Source organism: Paenibacillus sp. PAMC21692 (genome assembly GCF_014303795.1).
GTDB classification, from domain to species: Bacteria; Bacillota; Bacilli; order Paenibacillales; family Paenibacillaceae; genus Pristimantibacillus; species Pristimantibacillus agaridevorans.
Genome location: NZ_CP060293.1, coordinates 3,656,158 through 3,679,228, shown reverse-complemented (window position 1 = coordinate 3,679,228; position 23,071 = coordinate 3,656,158). Strand labels below are relative to the sequence as shown.

General features: G+C 54.3%; 20 protein-coding genes. 10 read left to right on the top strand and 10 right to left on the bottom strand.

Going from position 1 to position 23,071, the window contains the following annotated elements; all coding sequences use genetic code 11:
• The first annotated feature begins 233 nt into the window (after positions 1-233).
• A complete protein-coding gene (gene nagB / locus H7F31_RS14520) occupies positions 234-959 on the top strand; it encodes a glucosamine-6-phosphate deaminase (RefSeq protein ID WP_187104756.1) in 726 nt (241 codons plus the stop codon).
• Positions 960-2,150 (top strand): N-acetylglucosamine-6-phosphate deacetylase, encoded by a 1,191-nt coding sequence (gene nagA, locus H7F31_RS14515; protein WP_187104755.1) that lies wholly within the window; start codon positions 960-962, stop codon positions 2,148-2,150. It begins immediately after the preceding gene.
• A 65-nt stretch (positions 2,151-2,215) separates the two neighbouring features.
• On the opposite strand, the gene H7F31_RS14510 is transcribed toward nagA, so the two are convergent.
• Positions 2,216-2,659, bottom strand: a complete 444-nt coding sequence (locus tag H7F31_RS14510; RefSeq protein ID WP_187104754.1) for a cell wall hydrolase — start codon at positions 2,657-2,659, stop codon at positions 2,216-2,218.
• 298 nt (positions 2,660-2,957) lie between these two features.
• On the opposite strand from H7F31_RS14510, the gene H7F31_RS14505 reads away from it, so the two are divergent.
• Positions 2,958-4,052 carry a stalk domain-containing protein gene (locus tag H7F31_RS14505; RefSeq protein WP_187104753.1) on the top strand — a complete coding sequence of 365 codons (1,095 nt, stop codon included), beginning with the start codon at positions 2,958-2,960 and terminating at the stop codon, positions 4,050-4,052.
• On the opposite strand, the gene H7F31_RS14500 is transcribed toward H7F31_RS14505, so the two are convergent.
• Positions 4,049-5,848 (bottom strand): cache domain-containing sensor histidine kinase, encoded by a 1,800-nt coding sequence (locus H7F31_RS14500; protein WP_187104752.1) that lies wholly within the window; start codon positions 5,846-5,848, stop codon positions 4,049-4,051. The two genes, H7F31_RS14505 and H7F31_RS14500, sit on opposite strands and share 4 nt — an antisense overlap.
• A gap of 136 nt (positions 5,849-5,984) precedes the next feature.
• On the opposite strand from H7F31_RS14500, the gene H7F31_RS14495 reads away from it, so the two are divergent.
• The 7 genes from H7F31_RS14495 (at position 5,985) to H7F31_RS14465 (ending at position 16,917) form a co-directional block, all read left to right on the top strand.
• Complete coding sequence (locus H7F31_RS14495; protein ID WP_187104751.1) at positions 5,985-7,352, top strand: carbohydrate ABC transporter substrate-binding protein; 1,368 nt, start codon at positions 5,985-5,987, stop codon at positions 7,350-7,352.
• Positions 7,353-7,493: 141 nt separating this feature from the next.
• Entirely contained in the window at positions 7,494-8,885 is a 1,392-nt protein-coding gene (locus tag H7F31_RS14490; RefSeq protein WP_187104750.1) for an ABC transporter substrate-binding protein, read from the top strand.
• Between the two features lie 92 nt (positions 8,886-8,977).
• Positions 8,978-9,889, top strand: a complete 912-nt coding sequence (locus tag H7F31_RS14485; RefSeq protein ID WP_087566591.1) for a carbohydrate ABC transporter permease — start codon at positions 8,978-8,980, stop codon at positions 9,887-9,889.
• A gap of 15 nt (positions 9,890-9,904) precedes the next feature.
• Positions 9,905-10,720, top strand: a complete 816-nt coding sequence (locus tag H7F31_RS14480; RefSeq protein ID WP_187104749.1) for a carbohydrate ABC transporter permease — start codon at positions 9,905-9,907, stop codon at positions 10,718-10,720.
• Positions 10,721-10,779: 59 nt separating this feature from the next.
• Entirely contained in the window at positions 10,780-12,423 is a 1,644-nt protein-coding gene (locus H7F31_RS14475) for a response regulator transcription factor (protein WP_187104748.1), read from the top strand.
• Between the two features lie 19 nt (positions 12,424-12,442).
• Positions 12,443-14,479, top strand: coding sequence for a DUF5107 domain-containing protein (locus tag H7F31_RS14470; RefSeq protein ID WP_187104747.1), 2,037 nt, complete (start codon positions 12,443-12,445; stop codon positions 14,477-14,479).
• Between the two features lie 56 nt (positions 14,480-14,535).
• A complete protein-coding gene (locus H7F31_RS14465; protein ID WP_187104746.1) occupies positions 14,536-16,917 on the top strand; it encodes a family 16 glycosylhydrolase in 2,382 nt (793 codons plus the stop codon).
• 392 nt (positions 16,918-17,309) lie between these two features.
• On the opposite strand, the gene H7F31_RS14460 is transcribed toward H7F31_RS14465, so the two are convergent.
• The 8 genes from H7F31_RS14460 to H7F31_RS14425 form a co-directional block, all read right to left on the bottom strand.
• Positions 17,310-18,098, bottom strand: a complete 789-nt coding sequence (locus H7F31_RS14460; RefSeq protein WP_187105357.1) for a DeoR/GlpR family DNA-binding transcription regulator — start codon at positions 18,096-18,098, stop codon at positions 17,310-17,312.
• Positions 18,098-19,054: a sugar kinase gene (locus H7F31_RS14455; protein WP_187104745.1), complete on the bottom strand. Its 957-nt coding sequence runs from the start codon at positions 19,052-19,054 to the stop codon at positions 18,098-18,100. Before H7F31_RS14455 ends, H7F31_RS14460 begins: the two co-directional genes overlap by 1 nt.
• A gap of 42 nt (positions 19,055-19,096) precedes the next feature.
• Positions 19,097-19,516 carry a hypothetical protein gene (locus H7F31_RS14450; RefSeq protein WP_187104744.1) on the bottom strand — a complete coding sequence of 140 codons (420 nt, stop codon included), beginning with the start codon at positions 19,514-19,516 and terminating at the stop codon, positions 19,097-19,099.
• A 247-nt stretch (positions 19,517-19,763) separates the two neighbouring features.
• Positions 19,764-19,958 carry a hypothetical protein gene (locus tag H7F31_RS14445; protein ID WP_187104743.1) on the bottom strand — a complete coding sequence of 65 codons (195 nt, stop codon included), beginning with the start codon at positions 19,956-19,958 and terminating at the stop codon, positions 19,764-19,766.
• A 35-nt stretch (positions 19,959-19,993) separates the two neighbouring features.
• Positions 19,994-20,551: a DoxX family membrane protein gene (locus H7F31_RS14440; RefSeq protein WP_187104742.1), complete on the bottom strand. Its 558-nt coding sequence runs from the start codon at positions 20,549-20,551 to the stop codon at positions 19,994-19,996.
• Between the two features lie 241 nt (positions 20,552-20,792).
• Positions 20,793-21,881 (bottom strand): PAS domain-containing sensor histidine kinase, encoded by a 1,089-nt coding sequence (locus tag H7F31_RS14435; RefSeq protein WP_187105356.1) that lies wholly within the window; start codon positions 21,879-21,881, stop codon positions 20,793-20,795.
• A gap of 37 nt (positions 21,882-21,918) precedes the next feature.
• On the bottom strand, positions 21,919-22,569 hold the full coding sequence (locus H7F31_RS14430) for a response regulator transcription factor (protein WP_187104741.1): 651 nt from the start codon (positions 22,567-22,569) through the stop codon (positions 21,919-21,921).
• Entirely contained in the window at positions 22,566-23,066 is a 501-nt protein-coding gene (locus tag H7F31_RS14425; protein ID WP_187104740.1) for a GAF domain-containing protein, read from the bottom strand. Before H7F31_RS14425 ends, H7F31_RS14430 begins: the two co-directional genes overlap by 4 nt.
• Positions 23,067-23,071: the final 5 nt, after the last annotated feature.

The following is a 23,071-nucleotide window of genomic DNA, read 5'->3' as shown; positions in this document are numbered from 1 at the left end:
GCCTGGACAGCACCGTCCGCGCTTTCGTTTTAGCATAACATAATTTGTCCTCATATGCTCCTGAAGGTGATCACTGCTCATCGACAATGAAGTCCCTTAGTTCTGTTATTTTGATTTTTTCAATCATTTATTTGTTTCATGCAATCATTTTCGTTGTGTTATTCTTTAGAATCATATACACTTAAATTAGTAGATTGAACAGAACAACATCCAGACCTGGAGGGATATTTCATATGAAGATTCATATTTTCGACACGTCGGAGCAACTGGACCGGTTCGCTGCCGACCTGTTTATCGATTTGATTAAGTTTAAGCCTGATGCCGTACTGGGATTGGCGACGGGATCGACACCTGTCGGCATTTATGCCAAAATAGTAGAACAAGCCAAACAACAAAACGTAAGCTTCGGCGGAGTAACGACGTATAATCTGGACGAGTACGTCGGCCTCACTCCGGACAACGATCAAAGCTACGCTTATTATATGAATCAACATCTCTTCTCCCATATTGATATTTCGCCGGAGCGTACCCATCTGCCGAACGGCATGGCGAGCGATCCGCAAGCGGAGTGCGCACGGTACGAAGCGATGCTCGAAGAACGCCATGCCGATATTCAGCTGCTTGGTCTCGGCCATAACGGGCATATTGGATTTAACGAGCCTGACTCGGCTTTGTCCGCCGGCACGCATGTCGTGAAGCTAAAGAACGAGACGCGCGAAGCCAATGCGCGCTTCTTCGCTTCCATGGACGAAGTGCCTGCCGCTGCGTTTACAATGGGCGTTGGTTCCATATTGAAGGCGAATACGATTCTGCTGGTTGTCCGCGGCGCGGAGAAGGCAAGCATCGTCAAGGAGGCATTAACTGGCCCCGTTACGACGCAAGTGCCCGCTTCCTTGTTGCAGACGCATCCGCGCGTTATCGTGCTGCTGGATCGGGAAGCAGGAAGGATGCTGGAATAGATGACGACCGCAGACGAACGTTTCATCATTAATCATGTGACAATCGTGCTGGAAGACGAAGTAACGGAAGGTTATCTAGCCGTAGAGAACGGAGAGATCGCTGCCATCGGCAGAGAGATTGATGGCCCTGCAGGACGTGAGGGCTGGAACGTAATCGACGGCGGCGGAGGTTTGCTTCTTCCGGGATTCATCGATCTTCACGTTCACGGCGGATTTGGCGGCGACTTTATGTATGCCAGCCGCGAGAGCTTCGACAAAATTACCGCCTTCCATGCAAGACATGGCACGACAGGCATGCTGGCGACGACGATGACCGCCAGCAAGGAAGCAATCGACGCCGTTCTGGAGGCGGTAGCGGAATACCGATTGCATGGCATGGCCCATACCCCTCTGATCGGCGTCCATCTCGAAGGACCGTTTATAAGCGAGAAGTGGCCTGGCGCACAGAACCCCGCCTTCATTCGGGATCCGCAGTTGCCTTGGCTGCAGGAATGGTCGGAACGTTTTCCCGGTCTCGTCAAGTTGGTGACGCTTGCCCCGGAAAAAAACGGATCGCGCGAGGCCATCGCCTGGATGGCGAGCCAAGGGATTATTGCATCGGCGGGACATACGGATGCGCTGTATGACGATGTAATCGGCGCAGCAAACGCCGGTCTCTCGCACGCGGTGCATACCTACAATGCAATGCGGGGTCTGCATCATCGCCAGCCGGGAACGCTTGGAGCCGTGTTGACGGATGATCGTATCCACGCTGAGCTTATTGCCGACGGCGAGCACGTTCATCCCGCGGCCATCAAGCTCATGCTGGCGGCCAAGCCGAAGAATCGCGTCATCCTTATCACGGACGCGATCGAAGCGGCGGGCATGCCGGACGGCGAATACGAGCTTGGCGGCCTGGCCGTTGCCGTGCAGGGCGGAACGGCCCGCCTTATCGAAGGCGGCGCGCTCGCGGGAAGCTCGCTGACGATGATAGCTGCGTTCCGCTTTATGCTAAACGGCGGCTTCGGACTCAGCCTGAATGATGTCAGCGCCATGTCCAGCGGCAACGCTGCGCGCGAGCTTGGCATCTACGACCGCACCGGTTCCATTGCCGCAGGCAAGCAAGCCGATCTGGTGCTGCTCGACTCTTCGCTCAACGTCACGCGTACTTGGGCGGCTGGCCGCACGATTTTTTCGGCCGGACAGCAATAAGAAGCTTGGATTTTATCCACACAAAAGAGCCGAAGGGAATCGTTAGATTCCTTCGGCTCTTTTGATTAAAACGTATTATATACATTTTCGCATTCTTCCGCGGTCGGCTCATAAAAGCAGTGTTTCTTCCATCGTCCTGCAAACGGCTGATTATACCAAGTCGGCGGACATGGTCCCGGATTTTCGAACGTTCCTGGACGGAAATACCAAAGGGAGAATTTACCGGGCCAATTCCGTTCCCCATTAACGGACCGTTGCGCCAGACGTCGTTCCCTATCTCTTGCGCCTTGATAGTACATACCGTGTTGCAAGGCTTCGAATGCATGAGGCTGGTTGATCATTTGCGGAATTGTCCGGATTTCTTTAAAATCGGAGCAATTCGCTCTAATTCGGTTAATACCAACATTTCCAACAAGGAGCATGCCCATCTCGCCTTCGGTCTCGGCTTCGGCGCGGAGCAACCTTGCCAACATATCAATATCCTGTTTCCTGGCTTTTACGACTGCCATTGGCTCACCTCTTTGTATTTCTAGACTCATCATATTATGGGTGAAGCGGAAGTGTTACCCTATATGCGCCGCTCCAATGTAAGCTTGCAACATTTTCCCAATACCTCTAGTCTGTTTATATAAATTGATTCAAGAAGGTGGTTAACGGATGGTTTGCTCTGGTAAAAGTCAGTTTGTGCGGCTTGCGAAGGTACTTATGATCGTTTGTTTAGGCTTTCTGTTTGCCGCTGAGACCGAAATTCATGCTGAGAAGTCAGGGGTGCAACTTGAAAGCGCAAGCCTCGAAAGGATCGTAAGAATGGCTTTGCAAAAGCCCGAAGGCGAACTCACCCAAGAAGATATGGCAAGCCTGCGCTCGGTGGCAGGGTACAGGGTTACGAGCTTGAAAGGACTGGAGTACGCCGTCAATTTAAGAGAGCTTCGTATTATGAACGGGGATGTCAGCGATCTGAGTCCGCTCTCGGGACTTCGCCAACTACAGAACATTTCCTTGTATGACAATAAAATATCGGATCTTAGCCCGTTACGGGAGCTTAACCATGTTGCTCACCTGGACTTATCAATGAATAAAATAACCGATGTAACATCGTTGCAATCCATGACGGCTCTTAAAACGTTGGACCTGTCGGTAAATTTTGTAGCTGATCCGAAGCCGTTAAACGCTTTGACGAAGCTGGTGAGTCTGGACTTGAGCGATAATTTCATTGCGGATTTTAGCGGATTGCAGGACATGACTGAACTCGAATATTTAAATGCAAACGGGAACCTATTCACGGATTTATCCCCGTTCGGACATCTCGATGCATTGCTTACGCTTAACGTTACCAACAATAAAGTGAAGGACCTGACACCAGTACAGCAACTTAAGTTTTTAAGTGTCGAGATATCCAATACGGATATAACAGATCTTTCACCTCTGGAAACGATGAGCACATTAAAAGTGATTTACGGCGCGAATACGTTACTCTTAAACGAACGATCGAAACGATTTATTGAAAAATTTAAAGCCGTAGGAAATTCGGTGTATCCGGATAACCCCTATACCTCGCCAAAGGTGTTCATCAATCAGGAGGTTCAAAAGTTCCCGGTTCGCCCGATTCAAAATAATGGAAGAGTTATGGTGCCGCTGCGCGCGTTATTGGAGTGGATCGGCGCTGATTTTATATGGGATGGAAAGACCAGACAGGTCGCTATGAGCTATAAGGGTTCGGAAATCATTCTAACCATCGATTCCAATGAAATGCTCGTAAATGGCAAGAAACAGAAAATGGATGCTAAACCTTACATTGAGGATGGGTACACGATGGTTCCTATTCGATTTATAGTCGAATCGTTTGGTTTCAATCTGGAGTGGGACAGCAAACGAAGATGGGTCATGCTGTCAGTAAATTAAAATTTGGTCGCGGCCTCCATCTTGGGCATCGTTAAAGTTACCGTTGTTCCTTCCCCCGCCGCGCTTTCGATCCGCAAGCCGTATTCGTTACCGAAACTGTAACGAATGCGCTCGTTTACGTTGGAGATGCCGATGTTGGACAACCTGCCTTCGGGCGACGACGCACTCCCCTGAAGCAAATGCTCGACGGTATGCTGCGCCATGCCTTTGCCGTTATCCGCGACCGTGATGCGAAGCAATTCGCCCTCCGACTGGCACCTGATCGTAATGAGCAAGTCGTAATCGATGCCGTCTTGGGCGTGGATGATCGCATTCTCTACAATGGGCTGAAGAATAAACTTCGGCGCCAGGCAGGTCTCCGCGCCCGATTCGACCTCCACTGCGACGTCAAAGGTCGAGCCGTAGCGGATTTTTTGAATTTCGACGTAATTGTCAATATTGCGGAGTTCTTCCTGGATCGTGACGTACTCCTTCTTATCGACGATCGTGTTTCTAAGCAGCTCCGCAAGCGCGCTTAACCCGACGCTGACGCTCTCCGCCTGGCTGAGCTGAGCCGTCCATTTCAACGAATTCAGCGTGTTGAACAGAAAGTGCGGGTTGATCTGCGCCTGAAGCATCTGCAGTTCGACCTCTCGCTTCTGCTGCTGCTCCAGCTTCGTCTGCTCCAGAAGCCCATTGACGGTATCCACCATAACGTTGAATTTATCCGACAAATAACCGATTTCGTCCTTGCCGGGGTCGGAGATAGACGTATTTAAATTGCCTCTAATGATCCGCGAAGTCTGTTCTACGAGCGCAGTCAGCGGCCGATAGATGGAATTGGATATCAAAAGCGCAAAGGTTAAGGACACGACGACAAGCACGCCGCTGAGCAAGAGAATGTTCCGCTGGATGCTGCGGGTCTCCAAATTCAAATAAGCGTCAGGGATCGTGCTCACCAGATACCAGCCGGAATAGATGTCGAATCCATAGGCGACGAGATGAGTTCCGCCGCTAACCTCGGCTTGGAACACGCCTTCGCTTCTCGCCTCATGCTCGCGGATAAGCGGGATCAATTCGGCGTCGGAATAGGGAGCGTGCAAAAGAATTTCGGAGTTGCGGCTGGAGACGACGTTGCCGTTGCCGTCCAGTATAAACAGATCCGTGCCGGTTCCCATATCGACGTCCGCGTACAGCTGCTGCGAGTACAAAGGTTCGCTGATGCTGACGTAAATATAGCCAAGCGGCTTGTTCCAATCTTCGAGCGAATTGATCTTGCGGGCAATGACAAGGCAGGGCTCGCCCTGCTCCGTCGAAACGTAGGACCACTGATCGCTTCCGTCCGCTTGGTCGATTAGCGTGGCAAGCCTTGCGAATTCGGCTTCTCCGATGGAGCTGTAGCCCATATCGTAAATGACGGTCTCCTTTGTGGAGACGATCCGCACGTTTTTAATATTTTGGAGCAGCTCCAATTGATCGCTGAGCAATGTATTGATGTAGACGTTCATGTCGCGTTTGGCGAATTCGTCGAGCGACTCGTACGACGTCGCGTATTGCTGGACGCGCGCATTAAGCATAATGGAATCGCTGAGCCCGATATATTTCCGGTTTTCGAGCTGTACGTTTTTGAGCAGTTGCTTCATGATTTCCGCCGAATAGGTGCTGATCTTCGATTCGATCGCTTCGCTGGTTTTGAGATAGGAGTAGATGCCGGACAACAAGATTGGTACCGTCGTCAGCAAAAGTAGCGCAAAGATAAGCCTCGATTTGATTTTCGTATTCCTAAGCAGTCTGTACCATCCGCTTACCCATCGCATGCCGCTCATCCTCCCGGCCAGACTCTCATCCAGACTCTCGGTTCCTCAATCTCCCGTTGCGCGATTCGCGGGAATGGCCTTATAGTACAAGTAAATGGCAGAACCGTCAATCATCCCATACTGGAGGTCATGCGTCGTGATACGGAAAATATCGATCGGCCTGTTCTGTGTTTTTTTCTTAGTAACATTGACAGCCTGCAAGCTGGGAGTCTCTCATGAGGCTGCTCCCGAAACCGTCAAAAATGCCTCGACCGGCTTCTCGAACAAGGCGTTGACCATAGCGGTATTTGAAGGCGCTTACGGCAAATCCTATTGGGAGGAGGTCGTAAAGCGGTTCGAAGCCGACTATCCCGGCGTACGGGTCAATATTATCGCCAACCCCAAAATCATGGACGTCATCAAGCCGATGAACATCGCCGGCAATCCCCCCGACTTCCTGTACGCGCCGTTTACGGAGAGCACCAACATGGTGCGGAGCATGATCGGCAGCCGGTCGTTCACGGATTTGACGGGACTGTTCGACAGCCCCGCGCTTGGACAAGACGAGCCGCTTAAAGGGATCATGATGGACGGCATTCTGGATTACGCCAGGCCTTATGGCGATGGAAAAGTTTATATGGCCCCCAACTATGTGACGACCGAGGGATTATGGTACAACAAAGCTCTCTTCAAGGAAAAGGGGTGGTCGCCTCCCCGCACTTGGGATGAATTCTGGGCGCTGGGCGAGGCGGCGAGCGGCGAAGGCATCTCCTTGTTCACTTATCCGGGCGTCTACCCGGGGTACATCGGCTCCATGCTCTGGTCCTCCATCGCGTCGGAGAGCGGGGTTGCGGGGATCGAAGCCATTATGAACTACGAGAAAGGCTCCTTCGGCACGCCGGAGGTCAAGCGCGTCCTCGAGCTCTTCGAGAAGATGGCCGACACTGGCGCGCTGATGCCCGGCACGGTCGCCCTTAACCATACTCAGGCGCAGTCCGAATTTCTGAAAAACAAAGCGCTGTTTATCCCGAACGGCAGCTGGTTGGAGGGCGAAATGAAGGATATTTCCCGCGCGGAGGGATTCGAATTCGGCTTCCTGCTCACGCCGACCTTCGAGCCGGACGACCCGCAGTTTGCCCGGATCAGCTTCGAAGCGATGTTTATCCCGGAGAAAGCCAAAAACAAGGAGCTCGCCATGGAGTTTATCAAATATCAGTATCGGGACGACATCATTCGGCTAAACGCCGAGAAATCGACTGGCGTCATCGCCGTGCGGAGCGGAGCCGAGCTCGCCAAGGACTCTCTGCCCGCCTCCGTGTACGACTCCGCGACGGTGTTCGAGCGCGGCGTCCAGCCGTTTCTATTCGAATGGAGGGTGACGCCTCCGACGCCTTTTAGCATCAACGACGAGGTGTTTAACCCGATCAACACGGTGATGAAAGGAGACATGTCGGTCGACCAGTGGATCGACCACGTCGAGAAGACGTTCGCCAGGCTCAGGGATTTGTTGGACAAAGTGAAGTAACTTCGCATCGCCGATCCGGCGCCAACTTGTTGGCGTCTTTTTTATGCAATCTGTTCAAGATCGTCAAGGTACTGTTCAAGATCGTGCATGTACCGACTGCGGCGGCGGGCGATATACTTACGACAAAAGGAGGAGTCACCCATGAAAAAAACAGCAATCGCATCGCTAACGCTGGCCGCGGCCCTTACGCTCGCCGCATGCTCCGGCAACAATGCAGGAACGAACAACAACGCCAGCCCTTCCCCCGCGGGTGCGGACCCTAGCCCGGCCCCAACTGAGAATACGGACAATGGAGGGTCCAAGCTGTCCGGAGATGTCGTGTTCTGGTCCATGTGGAGCGACACGGAGCCGCAGGCCAAAGTCATCCAAACGGCAGTCAAGGCATTTGAGACGGCAAATCCAGACGTAAAGGTCAACGTCAAATTTACGGGGCGCGAAATCAATAAGCTGATTAAGCCGGCGCTGGACGGCGGCGAATCGATCGATATTTTCGAAGGGGATCCCGCCAACGCCATAAGCAGCCTCAAGGACCACTTGCTTAAGCTGGACGAATATTTGGGCCAGCCATCGATCGGCATGGACGGCAAAACGGTGGAGCAATCCTTGCTGCCGAGCCTTATGAGCTGGACCAAGTCGTTGTCGGTCGCGGCGGGTCTCGAGGAAGGTTTCTACGCCCTGCCGCAGCAGCCTTTCGCGGTGCTGTTCTTCTACAACAAAGAAGTGTTCGAGAAAGCCGGAGTAACTACGCCTCCGACGACCTGGGATGAATTTATGAGCGCGAATGAAAAAATCAAACAATCCGGCGTCGATCCCATCACCTTTGACGATGCATACCGCGACCTGTTTATCGGCGGTTACCTCAGCAGCGCGATGGGCCACGAATGGGTCGATCAACTCGTAAACGACAAAACCGGCGACATGTGGAAGGATCCCATCGTTCTCCAGTTTGCGAACGACATTGTAACGATGCGCGAGAAAGGTTACTTCTCCAAGAAGATCGCCGGCAGCAAGTACCCGGCCGGTCAGCAAGATCTGGTGCTTGGGCAATCCGCCGCCTATCTCAACGGCACCTGGCTGCCGAACGAAGTGTCCGCGACCGCCGGCCCGGACTTCAAGTGGGGGGCGTTCCAATTCCCTACAATCCCTAACGGCAACGGCAAGGGCGGCCATAAGGAGCTGACCTTCGGCGCCCAGGCGTTAATGTTGAACAAAAAAAGCGGAAACAAAGAGGCGGCGATGGAGCTGGTCAAATATTTGATCGGCAAATCCGCTCAAGAAGGCATGGTCCAGCAAGCGCAGGCCATTCCCGCCACGGTCGACACCGAGTGGCCGGCCGCGCTCGCGGAAGCCAGCGCGGCCATGGATCGCGCGGAGATGAATCAGCCATGGGGAGCCGGCATCAATAATAACGCCGACCTTGCCATGAGCACGATCATCCCCGTCTTTATGGAGCTTGTCTCGGGCAAGATGACCGCCGAAGAATACGTCGCCAAGATGAGCGCCGAGGCGAAGAAATTCCATAGCGCGGGCTAATCCGGGGCAGTGCCGACTATGTGCAGCAATTCGCGAGAGTTGCTGCATATAGGTCGTCTTCGGTCCCATTTTACACCCAGGAGGGAAACGACATGCGCATCACCAGATCGACCATTGCCTTATTTCTGCTGCCGGCGGTCGTGCTGTACCTCTGTATCTTCCTATATCCGACCGTTCGCGCGCTGCTCATGAGCTTCTTCGAAATTCCGAACATCGCGAGCCGTATGTCGGACTGGTCGTTTATCGGCTTCGACAACTACTGGCAATTGCTCCACAACTCCTATTTCATCGATTCGGCCTGGAACGTGTTCAAAATATGGCTGATCGGCGGCATCATCGTCATGGTTTTCGCTTTTCTCTTCGCTGCCATTCTCTCGTCCGGCGTCAAGGGCAAAAGCTTTTGGCGGTCGCTCGTCTATTTGCCCAACACCGTCACACCGGTCGTGCTTAGCGTCGTTTGGCTGCATTACATTTTCAATTCCAGCTACGGGTTCCTGACGACCGTCTTCCGCTTCCTCGGACTGGACGGCCTCGCCGATCTGCAATGGACGAGCGACGACCACCTGTTTATGTCCATGCTGATCGCTTATTGCTTCGGCTCCATCGGCTACTTTATGCTGCTGCTGAACGCGGGCATGGAGCGTATCCCGCACGACTTCTACGAGGCGGCGTTGCTGGAGGGAGCAGGTCCATTAACCAAGTTCTTCCGCATCACGCTGCCGCTCCTGCAGGATGTTTTCCGCATGACTCTGGTGCTCTGGACGATTACGGCGATCAACTTCTTCGTCTGGTCCGCCACGTTCGGGCAGGAAAGTCCCGAGACGATGACGCCGGGCTACTACATGTATATCAAGGTATTCGGCGCCAAGTCGAGCGTCTATCAGGAGTCTGCCTTTAACGTAGGAGCGGGCGCAACCGTCGGCGTTATCATTACGGTGTCTATTCTTGTTATCTCGGCCATCATCAACTTCTTGTTCCGGCGCCAAGAGCGTCTCGAATATTAACCGGAGGACTTCGCCATGGCCAATAAAATCCGTTACGTCCCGCTCTATCTCTGGCTGATGTTCACGATCGTCCTGTTCGGCTTCGCCATCCTGGCGTCGTTTAGCACGACAAGAGGCATCTTCACGAATGAACTGTTCGAGAGCGGCCTGCATGTATCCAATTATCTCGTTTTGTTCAAGGACATGGACATGGGTCGATATTTCCTCAACAGCGTTATCTACACGGTGAGCGCCTGCATCGGCGTCCTCGTCGTCGCCGCGCCTGCCGCCTACATCTTGGGCAGAGTCCGCTTCCGGGGCCGAAGACTGGTGGAGACGATGTTTCTGTCCGCACTGTCCATCCCGGCGCTGCTCATCACGATTCCGTTGTTCACCATGTTCGTTCAGCTAAAGCTGACGGGCTCCCTCCTGACGCTTGTGCTGATCTATATTTGCACCAACGTGCCGTTCAGCGTTTTCCTGTTGTCGGGCTTCTTCTCCTCCATCCCGAAGGAGCTGGAGGAGTCAGCCGCCATCGACGGCTGCGGTCCGGTCAAGTCGTTCGTCAAGGTGATGCTCCCCGTCGCCCAACCGGGCCTGATCACGGTATCGATCTTCAACTTCATCGCCATCTGGAACGACTATATTTTCGCGCTGATCTTCGCCAACAACCCAAAGACGCACACGTTGGCGCTGGCGCTGCAATCCATCGTTCAGGGTTTTACCAATTCCGGCAACTACGCAGGCATCTTTGCCGCTTCGATGGTCGTATTCGTTCCGACATTCGTCCTGTACATCTTTATCTCGGGTAAAATCGTATCCGGCATAACGGTAGGCGCGGTTAAAGGATAAAGGCACTCTTCGCTCGAATTGGTTCTATATCCGCAACATAGAACGAAGGAGGGATGGCGATGCTGCGCGTTATTATCGTCGACGATGAACGGACGATCCGGGTTGCCATGCGCACCATGATCTCCTGGGAAGAAAACGGCTTGGAGTTGGTCGACACCGCCGCCGACGGCAAGCAAGCGCTTCAATTAATCGACGCCTCCCCGATCGATATCGTCATTACCGATCTCAAGATGCCGAACATGAACGGCATCGAGCTGCTGCACGCCTTGGCGGAACGCGGCTTCTCCGGACGAAGCGTCGTGCTCAGCAACCATGGCGATTACGAGCTTGTCCGGGAGGCGATGAAGATCGGCGCCGTAGACTACCTGCTTAAGCTGACTTTGAGGCCCGACGATCTACTCCAGGCAATCGGCAAGGCGGGCGAGCTGCTGTCCCGGGACCGCAAGGACCGGGAGCATCGCCTGCGCCTTCAGCGCGAGTTGACCGAAACGCAACTCGAGAAGCGCAATGCCGCCTGGAAGGAACTTCTTCTGGAGGACGACGGCGGATTAAAGGACTCCATCCGCGAGGCGGAGCGATGCTTCATTCCGCTCGACCGGTTGGAGGGACATCTGTTTTACGTCTCCATCTGCAGATACAAGGAAACGCTGGCGACCGGCAAGCTGAAAAACAGAAAGCTGCTGCACTTTTCCGTCATCAATATTATCAAAGAGATCGCGTCGAACGTGACCGACATGGAACTGGTCGACTTTGGCGACGGGCACTATGCCGCCCTGCTGTATGATACGACTTGGACCGAGGACGGCGCGGACAGCTTGCAGCTTGCTTCCCATATCGTTAGGCTAATACGCACGTATTTGAACCTGGACGTCAACGTCGCGATCAGCGGTCGGTTTGACGGACTGGGCCAGTTGCGCGAGCAATTCCGGATATGCCGCGGCGCGTCCGTCATCAGCTTCTATCGGGAGGCGGGATTCGTGCTGACGGCTTCTTCCGTCACATTTGACGAGAGACTGACGGGCACGCGGTTTCCCGATTGGTCCGCCGGCTTCAAGTCCGCCTTCGAAGAAGAAAACGGAGAACGGCTCGATGCGCTAATGTCCGGCATGCTGGGCGAAATGTCGGATGCGCGCTGCGCGCCGGAGCTCGTATGCAATGTCTTCCTGATTCTATTTACGGATCTGGAGCACATCGTCGCCAAGTGGCGAAAGCTGAACGACCGCAGCGGCGAGTCGTCCGGCGGCGGCTCCATGACAGCGTTCAGGCAGCGCATTATGCAGGCCGAATCGCTGGGACAGCTCACGGAAGCGGCACAGGAGGCGCTGCGCCATCTCTCGTCCATGCTGCGGGACGCCAAGCGGCATAGCTGCCGCAAGGAAGTGCTGCAGGTCATCGCCATCCTGCACGAGCGCCTGGACGACAAGATGACGCTGGATATGCTGGCCACAAGCGTCAGCCTCAACGAAAGTTATCTCTGCCGGATCTTTAAGCAGGACACCGGCAAGAGCATTTTTCAATATATTAACGAGCTCAAGATAGACCGCGCCGTGGAGCTCCTGAAGCAACGAGACGCGCGCATCAAGGAAGTCGCATTGTCGGTCGGGATCGAAGACCCTTTTTATTTTAACCGGCTGTTTAAGAAAATGGTCGGCGTAAGCCCCTCCGAATACCGCAAAAACGTTTTGGAGGGCCATCATACCTAACGCCAGGAGGCTGAGATTCATGGCTGTGTATCCATCCACGCTTCAGTTGGACGGAGCCCCTATAGAAGGCAACAATCCGCTGCCCATGTTCATGAGCCGCAATCGGAACCGGGAAACGAACGACAACGGCACATTGACCGAACGGCAGCGCGAAAAGCTCGGATACGAGACGGGGGAACGCTACTTGCCTTACCGAATGCAAGACCGCTACTCCCGCAAGCTCCAGCCGATGAATATCGAAACGATCGTGCTCGAGAACGAGAAGCTGCGCGCCACCTTTCTCCCCCGTTATGGCGGCAGGCTGTATTCCCTCGTCGACAAAGAGACCAATCGCGATATCTTGTATGCCAATCCCGTCTTCCGGCCCGGCAATCTCGCGATTCTAAACGCTTGGTTCTCGGGGGGCATCGAATGGAACATCGGGCAGGTCGGTCATACGTTCGGCACCTGCTCCCCTATGCACGCCGCCAAGTTGGCCGACGCAAACGGCCATGAGTTCCTTCGCCTGTTCGATTACGAGCGCTGCAAAAACGTGTTCTGGCAAATGGACTTCCATCTGCCTCCCGGCTCGGAGCAATTGCAGCTCCATGTCCGGATCGTCAACGATAACGACGTTTCGGTGCCCATGTATTGGTGGACGAATATCGCGGTTCCGGAGACAACGCAGGCGCGCGTATTTTCGGAAACGGACGCGGTGATCTATATCGACCATGGCGTCAAAGGGTTCGGGCTCGGCACCCTTCCCCTGCTGCCGACCGTTCCCGGCGCCGACGTGTCGTATCCGATGAACTTCCCGTTCTCGAACGAATATTTTTTCCAGACGCCGGAGACAGCCAAGGCGCCGTGGGAAGCCGTCGTCTATGAAGACGGCAGGATGTTCTACGAGCGTTCCTCTTCTATGCTGCGTTACCGCAAGATGTTCTGCTGGGGCCATCATGCCGGCGGCAGGCGCTGGTGCGACTTCCTGTCTCGACCCGGCGAAGGCAATTATATCGAGATTCAAGGCGGCTTCGCTCCGACGCAAATGCATGGGATGGACATGCCGCCGGACACGGAGTGGTCGTTTACCCAAGTATTCGGCATGTCGAACGTGACCGTCGATCGGGCGATCGGACCAGACTGGCATCCGGCGAACGGATATGTCCGGGATCAAGTGGAGCTGCAGATTCCGCAAGAGGAGCTGCTGAGGCTGCACGATACGCTGGCGAAGGAAAGCTTGAAGCCGCCTGGCGAAACGCTATTCGCGGGCTCCGGCTGGGGATCGCTCGAAGAGGCTCGCCGCGAGCGGCAAGGCCGAGGATCGCTGCCGCAAGGCTTCGCGTTCCCCCCGCTCGATCCGGAAGACGCGGATGCCGAATATGCGGATTGGCTCTGCTTGCTCTCGAATGGCCGCATGCCGGAGCGAACGCCGGAAGAGCAGCCGCGCTCCTGGATGGTACAGGACGAATGGCTGACGCTGCTGTCCGACATTGTGTCGACAGTTCGCCATGGCAACTGGAACGAGCATCTCCATCTCGGCGTCATGTTATACGAGCATGGCCGCAAGGAAGAAGCCATCGAGGCGTGGCATACGTCGCTCTCCCTGCAGCCGTCCATATGGGCGTACCGCAATCTGGCGGAATCGATGCGACGCGACGGGAAGCTGGCGGAAGCACTAGCCTATTGGGACGAGGCGCTGTTTTTGACTCCAATCTTCCCGGATCAGGCGCTCTCCGAAGAATATATCCGGCTGCTGATCGAGGCCGAACGCTACCAAGATGCTTGGAGCTTTTATAAATCTCTGCCGGGCAAGCAACAATCCGCGGACCGCATTCAGATCATCGTCGGGGCGGCTGCGCTGGAGCTGGGAGAAGAAGCTTTTATCAACCGCCTGTTCCTGCAGGAATTCGCGGTCATCCGCGAAGGAGAGCTGCTGATCATCGATCTCTGGTACGGCTATCACGCGAGGAAGCTTGCGAAAGAGCTCGGAGAGCCATTCGGCGAGCAGCACATCGAGGAGGTGAAGCTGTCCTTTCCGCCGCCTAACAATATCGACTTCCGAATTGTAGGCGAGTAGAAGAATGCGAGCGCGTTCAGTCAGAGGAATTTCACAATGAAGAGGAGGAATGAATGGTGAGTTTAAAATTTAGATTTTATTCTGTACCTGCAATCGCCTTCCTGGTCATCGCACTATTAATGGGGATGATAGCGCTGGAGAAACCGAACTCTACGAACGCGTATCGGACGGAAGTGTTCTTCGACGATTTTGAAGGCGATGGGCTCGACACCAACAAATGGCTGAAGGCTTACAGACAATGGGGTGGCAGCGGCGCCAACGGCGGCGTTCTGCCGCAGAACGTGTCGGTTGACGACGGAAAGCTGATCATCGAGGCTTATGGAGATCAATATTCCGGTTCTGTCAAAGGCATAAATAAGGACTACTCGCAGCGCGCCGACGGCAAGCGCGTTGGCGGAGCGATCGCTACCAAAGATTATTTTGCCTCGGGCAGCTACGAGGTTCGCATGAAGGTCGCGCCTTCGCTTGGCGTCGCCTCCGCGATCTGGACGTTCAGCTATCAAGAGTTCTATCCGGGAGATCCCGCCTACAAGGAAAAACCCGTCGGCGGCCAAGACTATTACGCCGTCAACCATGAGATCGACATGGAATTCCCTGGCAGACCCGGTCCCGCTCACACCAATATCTCCTACGATCGCGGACTGTTCAATACGTGGATCGGAGAAAACGAAGACGAATATACGACCGAATATGTAGAGCTCGGGCAAGCGGTCAACGACGGCCAGTTCCATACGTACCGGTTCGACTGGCATACGGGCGGCGACGGCGAGCAGAAGCGCGTCGAGTTCTACATCGACGACGTATTGCTCCAGACCAACTACGACCATGTACCGACCAACGCGAGCCGCCTCTGGATCGGCGCTTGGTTTCCGAACTACTGGGCGGGCACGCCGAACTTCGACACCGAGACGCTGGATGTCGATTGGGTCCGCATTACGCCATTCGAGCAACCCGGCGACGATTGGTTCCCGGAGTCGTTCCCGAACGACGGCTGGTCCGACCGTGATCCTGCCGCCCAGACCGACGTTTTGTTTGACGACTTTACGGGCGATGCGCTGGATCCCGGCAAATGGAAGATCGCCAATAAAAACTGGGGCGGTCAGCTCGGCGGGCAGATGAGCTTTAACGGCGGCGTCGTGCCGCAGAACGTGAAGCTGCGTGACGGCAATCTGATCCTCGAAGCCCATGGCAACAAATATACCGGACCCGTCATGGGCATCAACAAGGACGGCAGCCAGAGAACAGACGGCAAGCGTGTCGGAGCCGCCGTGGCGACCAACGCCTACTACGGCTCGGGCTCGTACGAGGTGCGAATGAAGGTCGCGCCCAAGTTTGGCGTCTCTTCGGCCCTCTGGACCTTCCACTACCAGGAGCTGTATCCGGCCGATCCCGGCTTTCAGTGCAAGCCTGTCGGCTGCGTCGACAATGACGGCTACTATGCGATCAATCACGAGATCGACATCGAATTCCCGGGTCGGCCGAACGCCGCTCACGAAAACTTCTCGTTCAGCAAGGCGCTTCTAAATACTTGGGTCGGCGAGAACGAAGACGAATATACGACCAACTACACCGATCTGGGTTCGCCTCAGGATGACGGCCAGTTCCATACGTACCGCTTCGATTGGCATACTGGCGACTCCGGCCAGACGCCGCGCGTCGAATTCTACGTCGACGATCAACTGGTGAACACGACCTTTACGCATGTCCCGACCAACACGGCAAGATTCTGGATCGCGGCGTGGTTCCCTCGCAACTGGGCGGGCAAAGCCAACTTCGACACGACGGAGATGGTCATCGACTGGGTTCGCATTACGCCGTTCAACCAAGCGGGCGACGTCGCCGTTCCGGAAACGTACTTCCCTGGCACGAACGATTGGGCTTCTTTCGACCAATACCCAAAGCCACAATCTACAGGCGGCACGCCTTCGCCGACAGCGACGCCGAGTCCAACGCCTACGATTACGCCAAGTCCATCTCCGACGCCGACGCTGAGTCCAACTCCGACAACAACGCCAAGTCCGACTCCGACGCTCACGCCCACTCCGACGTCTGGCCCTAACCTGATCGTCAATGGCGGCTTCTCGGGCACGACCGGCTGGACGGATATTTCGGCATCTCCCGCATCGGCGTTGATCTCGGGAGGTAAGCTGAACCTGAGCCCGTCAACCGCCTTTTCCGCCGAATCCGAGCAATACGTAGCGGTGACGCCGAACCAATCCTACACGATCAGCGCCGACATGTGGAGCTCGGATAACGCGACATACGGCTATTTGCGGGTTTATAACGGCTCAGCGGTTCATGAGGTCGGCGACTACCGCAGCTCGGCGCAGAACAAGTCGCTCACCTTTACCGCGGCCAGCTCCCAGGTACGCGTCGTGCTGCATGCTTATAAACAGCAGACCGGCACCTTCTACTTCGACAATCTCATAATGGAATAGCGGGGGCGCAAGAAAGGAACGTATTGAATTTACCTTTTAAATAAAACAGCGGCATGTCTTGGACGATAGAAAAGTCCTTGACTGCCGCTGTTTAATTAAGCACAGAAAGAATAACGAAATCATACACTTTCCTATTATTGAATAAGTGGAAAAGCTCCCATTAGTTTACTACCCTTTTGTTTTTTTGAAGTGTTAGAGGGAAATTCTCCCTCTAAATCAAGTGAACTAGAGGGAAGACGTCAATTGGATGGAGATTAGAGGGCGGATTTCCCCTTAAAGCCGCGAAATCTGGCATAGTAGCGTGATTAGGGGGAGATTTTCCCTTTATTCTCTTCATGACCTTCAAATAATTGAAAAGACTTACAAATACTTGAAATGCCTTGTAAGCGCAACTAGTCCGTTACATAAACCGTAACGCCGTGCCTCTCAAGCTCTGCGGCGAGGTCTCCCGAAAGAGACTGATCGGTAATAACAGCCTTCAGCTCTGCGACGCCCGCTACCGAGAACAACGAGTTGCGGTTGCTCTTCGTGTGGTCGAATACGGCGTACGTTTCCTGCGAGCGCTTGATAAGCGCCTTCGCGATCTGCGCCTCCTGCTCGGAGTAAGAAGAGATGCCGCCCCCTGCCGAGATGCCGTCTATGCCGATGAACATCTTGCCGATATGGAGATTCGTGACCATCCCTTCGCCCAAAGGCCCGCATAACTCGAAGCTGTTATGGCGCATAATGCCGCCCGTTACGACAACCTGGATCTGACTGCCTGCCAGCTCCATCGCGATATTGACCGCGTTCGTCACGACGGTAATGCCCTTGCGCAGCTTGAGCAGCTTCGCCAACAGGAAATTGGTCGTCCCGCCGGAAAGGCCGATGACGTCCCCTTCTTGAATCAGTGTCGCGGCAAGCGCCGCGATCTTCTCTTTCTCGAGAATAGAAAGTCCTTCCTTCTCCGCGAAAGGCAGCTCTCGCATCGTCCCCATGCCATCGTACATTGCTCCGCCGATCGTGCGAATAACGGGATATACGCCTTCCATCTGCTCCAAATCTCTGCGCGCGGTCGCCTCCGAGCAGCCGAACCGCTCCACCATCTCCGTAATCGTAATGCGTCCTTGCTGCTTGAGCAGCTGCAGAATCGCTTCCCTCCGTCGCTGGCCCTTGGAACCTCCGGTAAGCTCCGTCGTCATTAGCGCTCCACCCACGCCTTCGCCGACATCCGCTGCTCCACGACTTCCCATTCCGGCAACGCTTCCCAATCGCCGCGCGACTGTACGACGAGCGATCCGTTAATGCTGGCGAGACGAACGGCCTCTACGGGCGACATGCCTTTCATCAGACCCGCAAGGAAACCCGCGCAGAAGCCGTCGCCTGCGCCGACGGTATCCACAACCTGCTCCGCAGGGTAGAAGGGAACGGATGTCTCTTCGCCTTTATTAAGCACAATCGTCGAGTCTCCCATTCCTTTAACTACGCTGATTGCCTTAAGCTCTGCAAGCTTGGCCTTGACCTCCTTGTAATCGTCGGTCTGATACAACAGCTTCAGCTCGTCCCAGCCCGGCAGGAAATAATCCGCTTCCTGTATAAGCGGCAGCAAGGTCTCGCGAGCTTCCTCGATGGACCATAACTTCAGCCTAAGGTTAGGATCGAAGCTGATCTGCACGCCCGCTTCCTTGGCGACGTCTATGGCGCGGCGGACCGTACTGCGGCAGCTATCGCTGAGCGCCGTCGTAATGCCGGTGATGTGAAGCAGCTTCGCTCCGCGGATGTAGTCCTCGTCGAGATCCTCGGGTCGCATGCGGCTGGCAGCCGAATGTTTGCGGAAATAATGGACGGCGAGACGGCCCGCCACATGCTCGCGGAACATCATCCCTGTTGGCGCTTCGCCGCTTAGATTGGCGCGGGATACATCGACGCCTTCGCCGCGAAGCGTTTTCAAGATCAGCTTGCCAAACGGATCGTTGCCAAGCGCGCCGAACCAGCCTACGGAAGCGCCCAGCCTCGCGAGTCCGATGGCCACGTTGCTTTCCGCGCCTCCGAATCCTTGCTCCAGCTTGGAAGCCCTCTCAATCGCTTTGTGCTCCTCCGGCATAAAGAGAGCCATTGTCTCTCCGAACGTTACAATCTGTGGTGAACCCTCACGCACGGCAACTTCCCCCTCAATGTACTGACAACTCAAATTATTATTTTAGAATCGGAATACCATAAAATAAACGATTGCGACATAAAGCACGAGAATAATCAAGCTCATGATCTTTGCCTTATTGACGTAAGCTGTCGTACTTTGCCCCGACTGGATAGCCGATACGATTCCCTTAAGCGGCTTGGATGCGATTCCGCCGAGAGCGGCAATGCCAAGAAACAAAAGCGTTGTGATAATCATCCAGGCGACGGCGTAATCGCCTTGGGACATCAGATATCCGCCCGTCAGCAGTTGAACGATAAGGAAATATTGCGCGATGCGATTGGCCGACAATAGTCCTTTGGCCAGTCCGGCTTGTCCGCTTCCGTCGCTCTTGGAGGCTCCCCCCAGCATAATCGGCAGCACGACATAAAACCCCATTCCGACTGCTCCTAACACGTGTAACAATACCATAGCTTCATACATGTCCTATTCCTCCTGTTTCAATTTACCTATAGCTAATAGTTTATCAGAATCCGCGATATTTTCAAATGTACGTGAGAAATCCTCTATCGAGGCCTTTCAGAGATGAGCGACCGCGTTCAGAGGTAGGATTTATCGCCAAATAGAATTTCGGTTTTCGAATGCTCGAAAACTTATAAATTCTATTGTGGTAAAAAAAGAGCGCCTCCCGTGCCGTGGTTTTCCCCGGCCTCTTGAGGCGCTCCGCGCTTTACAGCGCGTATTCTTTTAATTGATCCCGTGTCAGCTGCCTGCCATCTTCCTCTTTCTCCCGCTTCTCTTCCATGCAAGCCCGGCATCTGGCCTCCGTGTCGCACTCGTTCGCATCGGGACAAGTGTAGCAATGATGCAGCATGAATTGGGTTAGCTCGTTGTCGACATCCCTGTTCTTTGTCTGTGCAGTCATATTCTACGCCTCCGCTTCCTTGTATTGTGATCGTATTAGAGCGTATTGCCGTTCAGTTTGCCGCCGGCTCCCGCACCTGTTCCCGTTCCCGCTGCCCCGCCTCTACCCTTTACACGAAGCCAGCCTTTACGAAGGATCGGCAGCAGGTAGTGATCAAGTCCGAACCTGCCGGCGTTGGTTCCTGCAAGGAGTACGATTACGCCCAGCAGCACCAGCCAAGGGTTCGTGCTTACCGTTCCCGCAAAGAGGAACATGAAGTTCATCGCGAGTCCGAAGAACGCGGCCGCCGCCGTCAGTCCGCCGACGATCAACCCTACACCGACCAGGAACTCGCCGACGGGGATTAAGATGTTAATGAGCTTTACGTTAGGCAAAGCAAAGTGCTCGATGAATTTGGTGAAAGTCGGATACACCAGTTCGTTTGTCGCTTTATCCATGACAGGGTTGGTAACGGCGTTTTTCAAGTATCCTGTTGCGTCAAAGCCGCCTTTCAGTTTATGGAAGCCCGCATCCAGCCAAGCCCAGCCGACAATCAACCTTACAATCGTTACGATACCAGCAGCGTACACATTTTCCCTTAGCCATTTCATCATGATCGTTCACTCCCATAGTATAGTATGTGATTTATTTCACATTGTTGAGTAGAGGAATCCGTCTTTTAGACGAATACGACTTCTTGCGATTTTCTGCGGCAGGATCGCCGCTTGACTCTGGCGAATCGGATTCCTTGGTATCCGATGACGAAAGCCGTCTTGTTCATGGCCTTCAACCTCCTTCTTGATTCTTATTATAAGCTATGATTTCGAATGGGTATGTGATTTAAATCACAATGTATTAATATTTCCGCGAATGCGGAATTCTGAGCGTAACGGTCGTTCCCCCGCCAAGCTCCGACTCCACGTTAAGACTGCCTCCGGATATCCGGGCCCGCTCCGCCATACTAAAGCGTCCTACGCCTACAGAGACTCCGGCGGTATCGAAGCCGGCGCCATGATCGACGATCCGGACTACAACCTCTTCGCTGTCTTCAAGAATCGATACCGAGGCTTCGGACACGTCTGCATACTTGGCGATATTCGTCAGCGCCTCCTGGATAACTCTGTACATCACCGTCTCGACACGGAGACCGAGGCGGGTCGCAAGCTTGCAATTAAAATCGATTTCAATGCCGTAATGCGACTCATAATTGCCGATATATGAGCGGATCGCTGGTTCAATGCCCATATCATCCAATACCGATGGGCGCAGCTCCCATGCAAGACCGCGGACCTCCTCGATGATGCCGGCTACATTTTCCCGTAGGCACCGCAAATCGTCGACTTCCCGATCCGGATTCGCAATGACGCGATCCAACTGGATGAGCAACGAGAACAAGCTTTGTCCGATGCCGTCGTGGAGCTCCCTGGAAAACTTCTTGCGTTCGTCCTCCTGGATCGTCAACATCTTCTCCAGGCTCTCCTTCAGCTCTTCCTCCACCTTCTTGAGACGGGTAACCTCGCTTCTGATGGCCAAATACTGATATGGCTTTCCGCTCTCGCTGACGAAAGGCACAATCGTCGTATTGACCCAATAATTCGATCCGTCTTTGGCGCGGTTCTTAATATCGCCCGACCATACGTTGCCCGAGCCGATCGTCGCCCATAGCTCCCGCATAAACGACTTGGGATGATATCCCGAATTAATAATCCGATGATCTTTTCCCATCAGCTCTTCGCGCGGATACTTGGATATTTCGCAAAATTTATCGTTGACGTATAAAATTTTGCCTCTCGCATCCGTAACGGCAACAATGGACGATTCGTCGAGCGCAAACTTTACGTCCGCAAGTTGTTTGAGCGACTGGCGCAGATCCTCGCGGAACCTCTCGTCGCTTACATGGTCTGCAAGCTGGGACAACAGAGCGTCGACCCGCCCCGCAATCATTCTGTTGCCTTGAAGGCACTCCCCGGCACTTTCACCTTTAGTCAAATTGCAACAGTCCCTTCTTCATAGCGTATTGGATCAGCTCCGGCCGCGTCTTCAGTCCCAGCTTCTCCATGACGTTGCTCTTATGCGACTCTACCGTCTTCACGCTAATGAAGAGAAGTTCGGCGATCTCCTTGTTGCCATATCCCTTTGCCGCAAGAGACAGCACTTCCTTCTCTCTCTCCGACAAGGTGTCGAAGGCGTCGAGGTCATCTTTTTTCGCGCTTGCCGCATAACGATTCATCAGCTGCCTGGTTGCCGATGGGTACAAGTAGGCTGCTCCCGACGCTACGGTGCGAATCGCGTTCAGCAGCTCTTCGTGGGGAGCGCTCTTTAGCACGTACCCCGATGCCCCCGCCTCAATCGCGCGGAATAGATATTCCGTATCGTCGTGCATCGACAACATAAGAACAGCCACATCGGGCAGCAGCTTTTTGAGCTCCGACGCAGCTGTAATTCCGTCTTTCCCTTGAGGCATGCTCAGATCCATAAGGACGACGTCCGGATGATGCTCCATCGCCGCCCGAATGCCTTCGTCTCCGTCGGCGCCTTCTGCCACGACCTCGATTTCTCCCTTGCTGCTAAGCAGCATCCGCAGGCCGGAACGAACCATGGCATGGTCATCCACGATGACAATCCTAATCATCCCACTCCTCCATTCTTCATTACATTCCATTTCCCCCCATCATAACGCCAGAGTGAAGATAGTTCAATCCATAAAGGCGTTTTGGTGGAAATTTGCCGGATTTCAAGCTCTTCGAACGAATGAGCCTCCCTTCTGCCAACCACCAGAACGCTGCTTCCGTAACCGTTCCCGGGCGCAGGCAAGGGAATCGCGATCGCGGCTGACAGCCGCTCCGCCAGCATGACGGGACATTCGCCAAGCATATGGGCATTTTTTTCGGCGCTTGCCTGATAGGGTACTCCGAGCCGAATAGCCATGCCGCCTACACCCAAGCCCGATCTCAGCTCCATTCGCGCAAGGCGGGAGCTGCTTGCTCCATAAGTGCTGATCCATCTGCCTCTTCGATCGGGTAAGACAAGCTTCGCCAATGCCGCAAAATCGCCTCCTATTTCCCGCGCAGCATCTTCCAGCGCCGTTGCCAGCCTATCGTAACCATTTAGAGCTTCCCATGACTCCACAATTG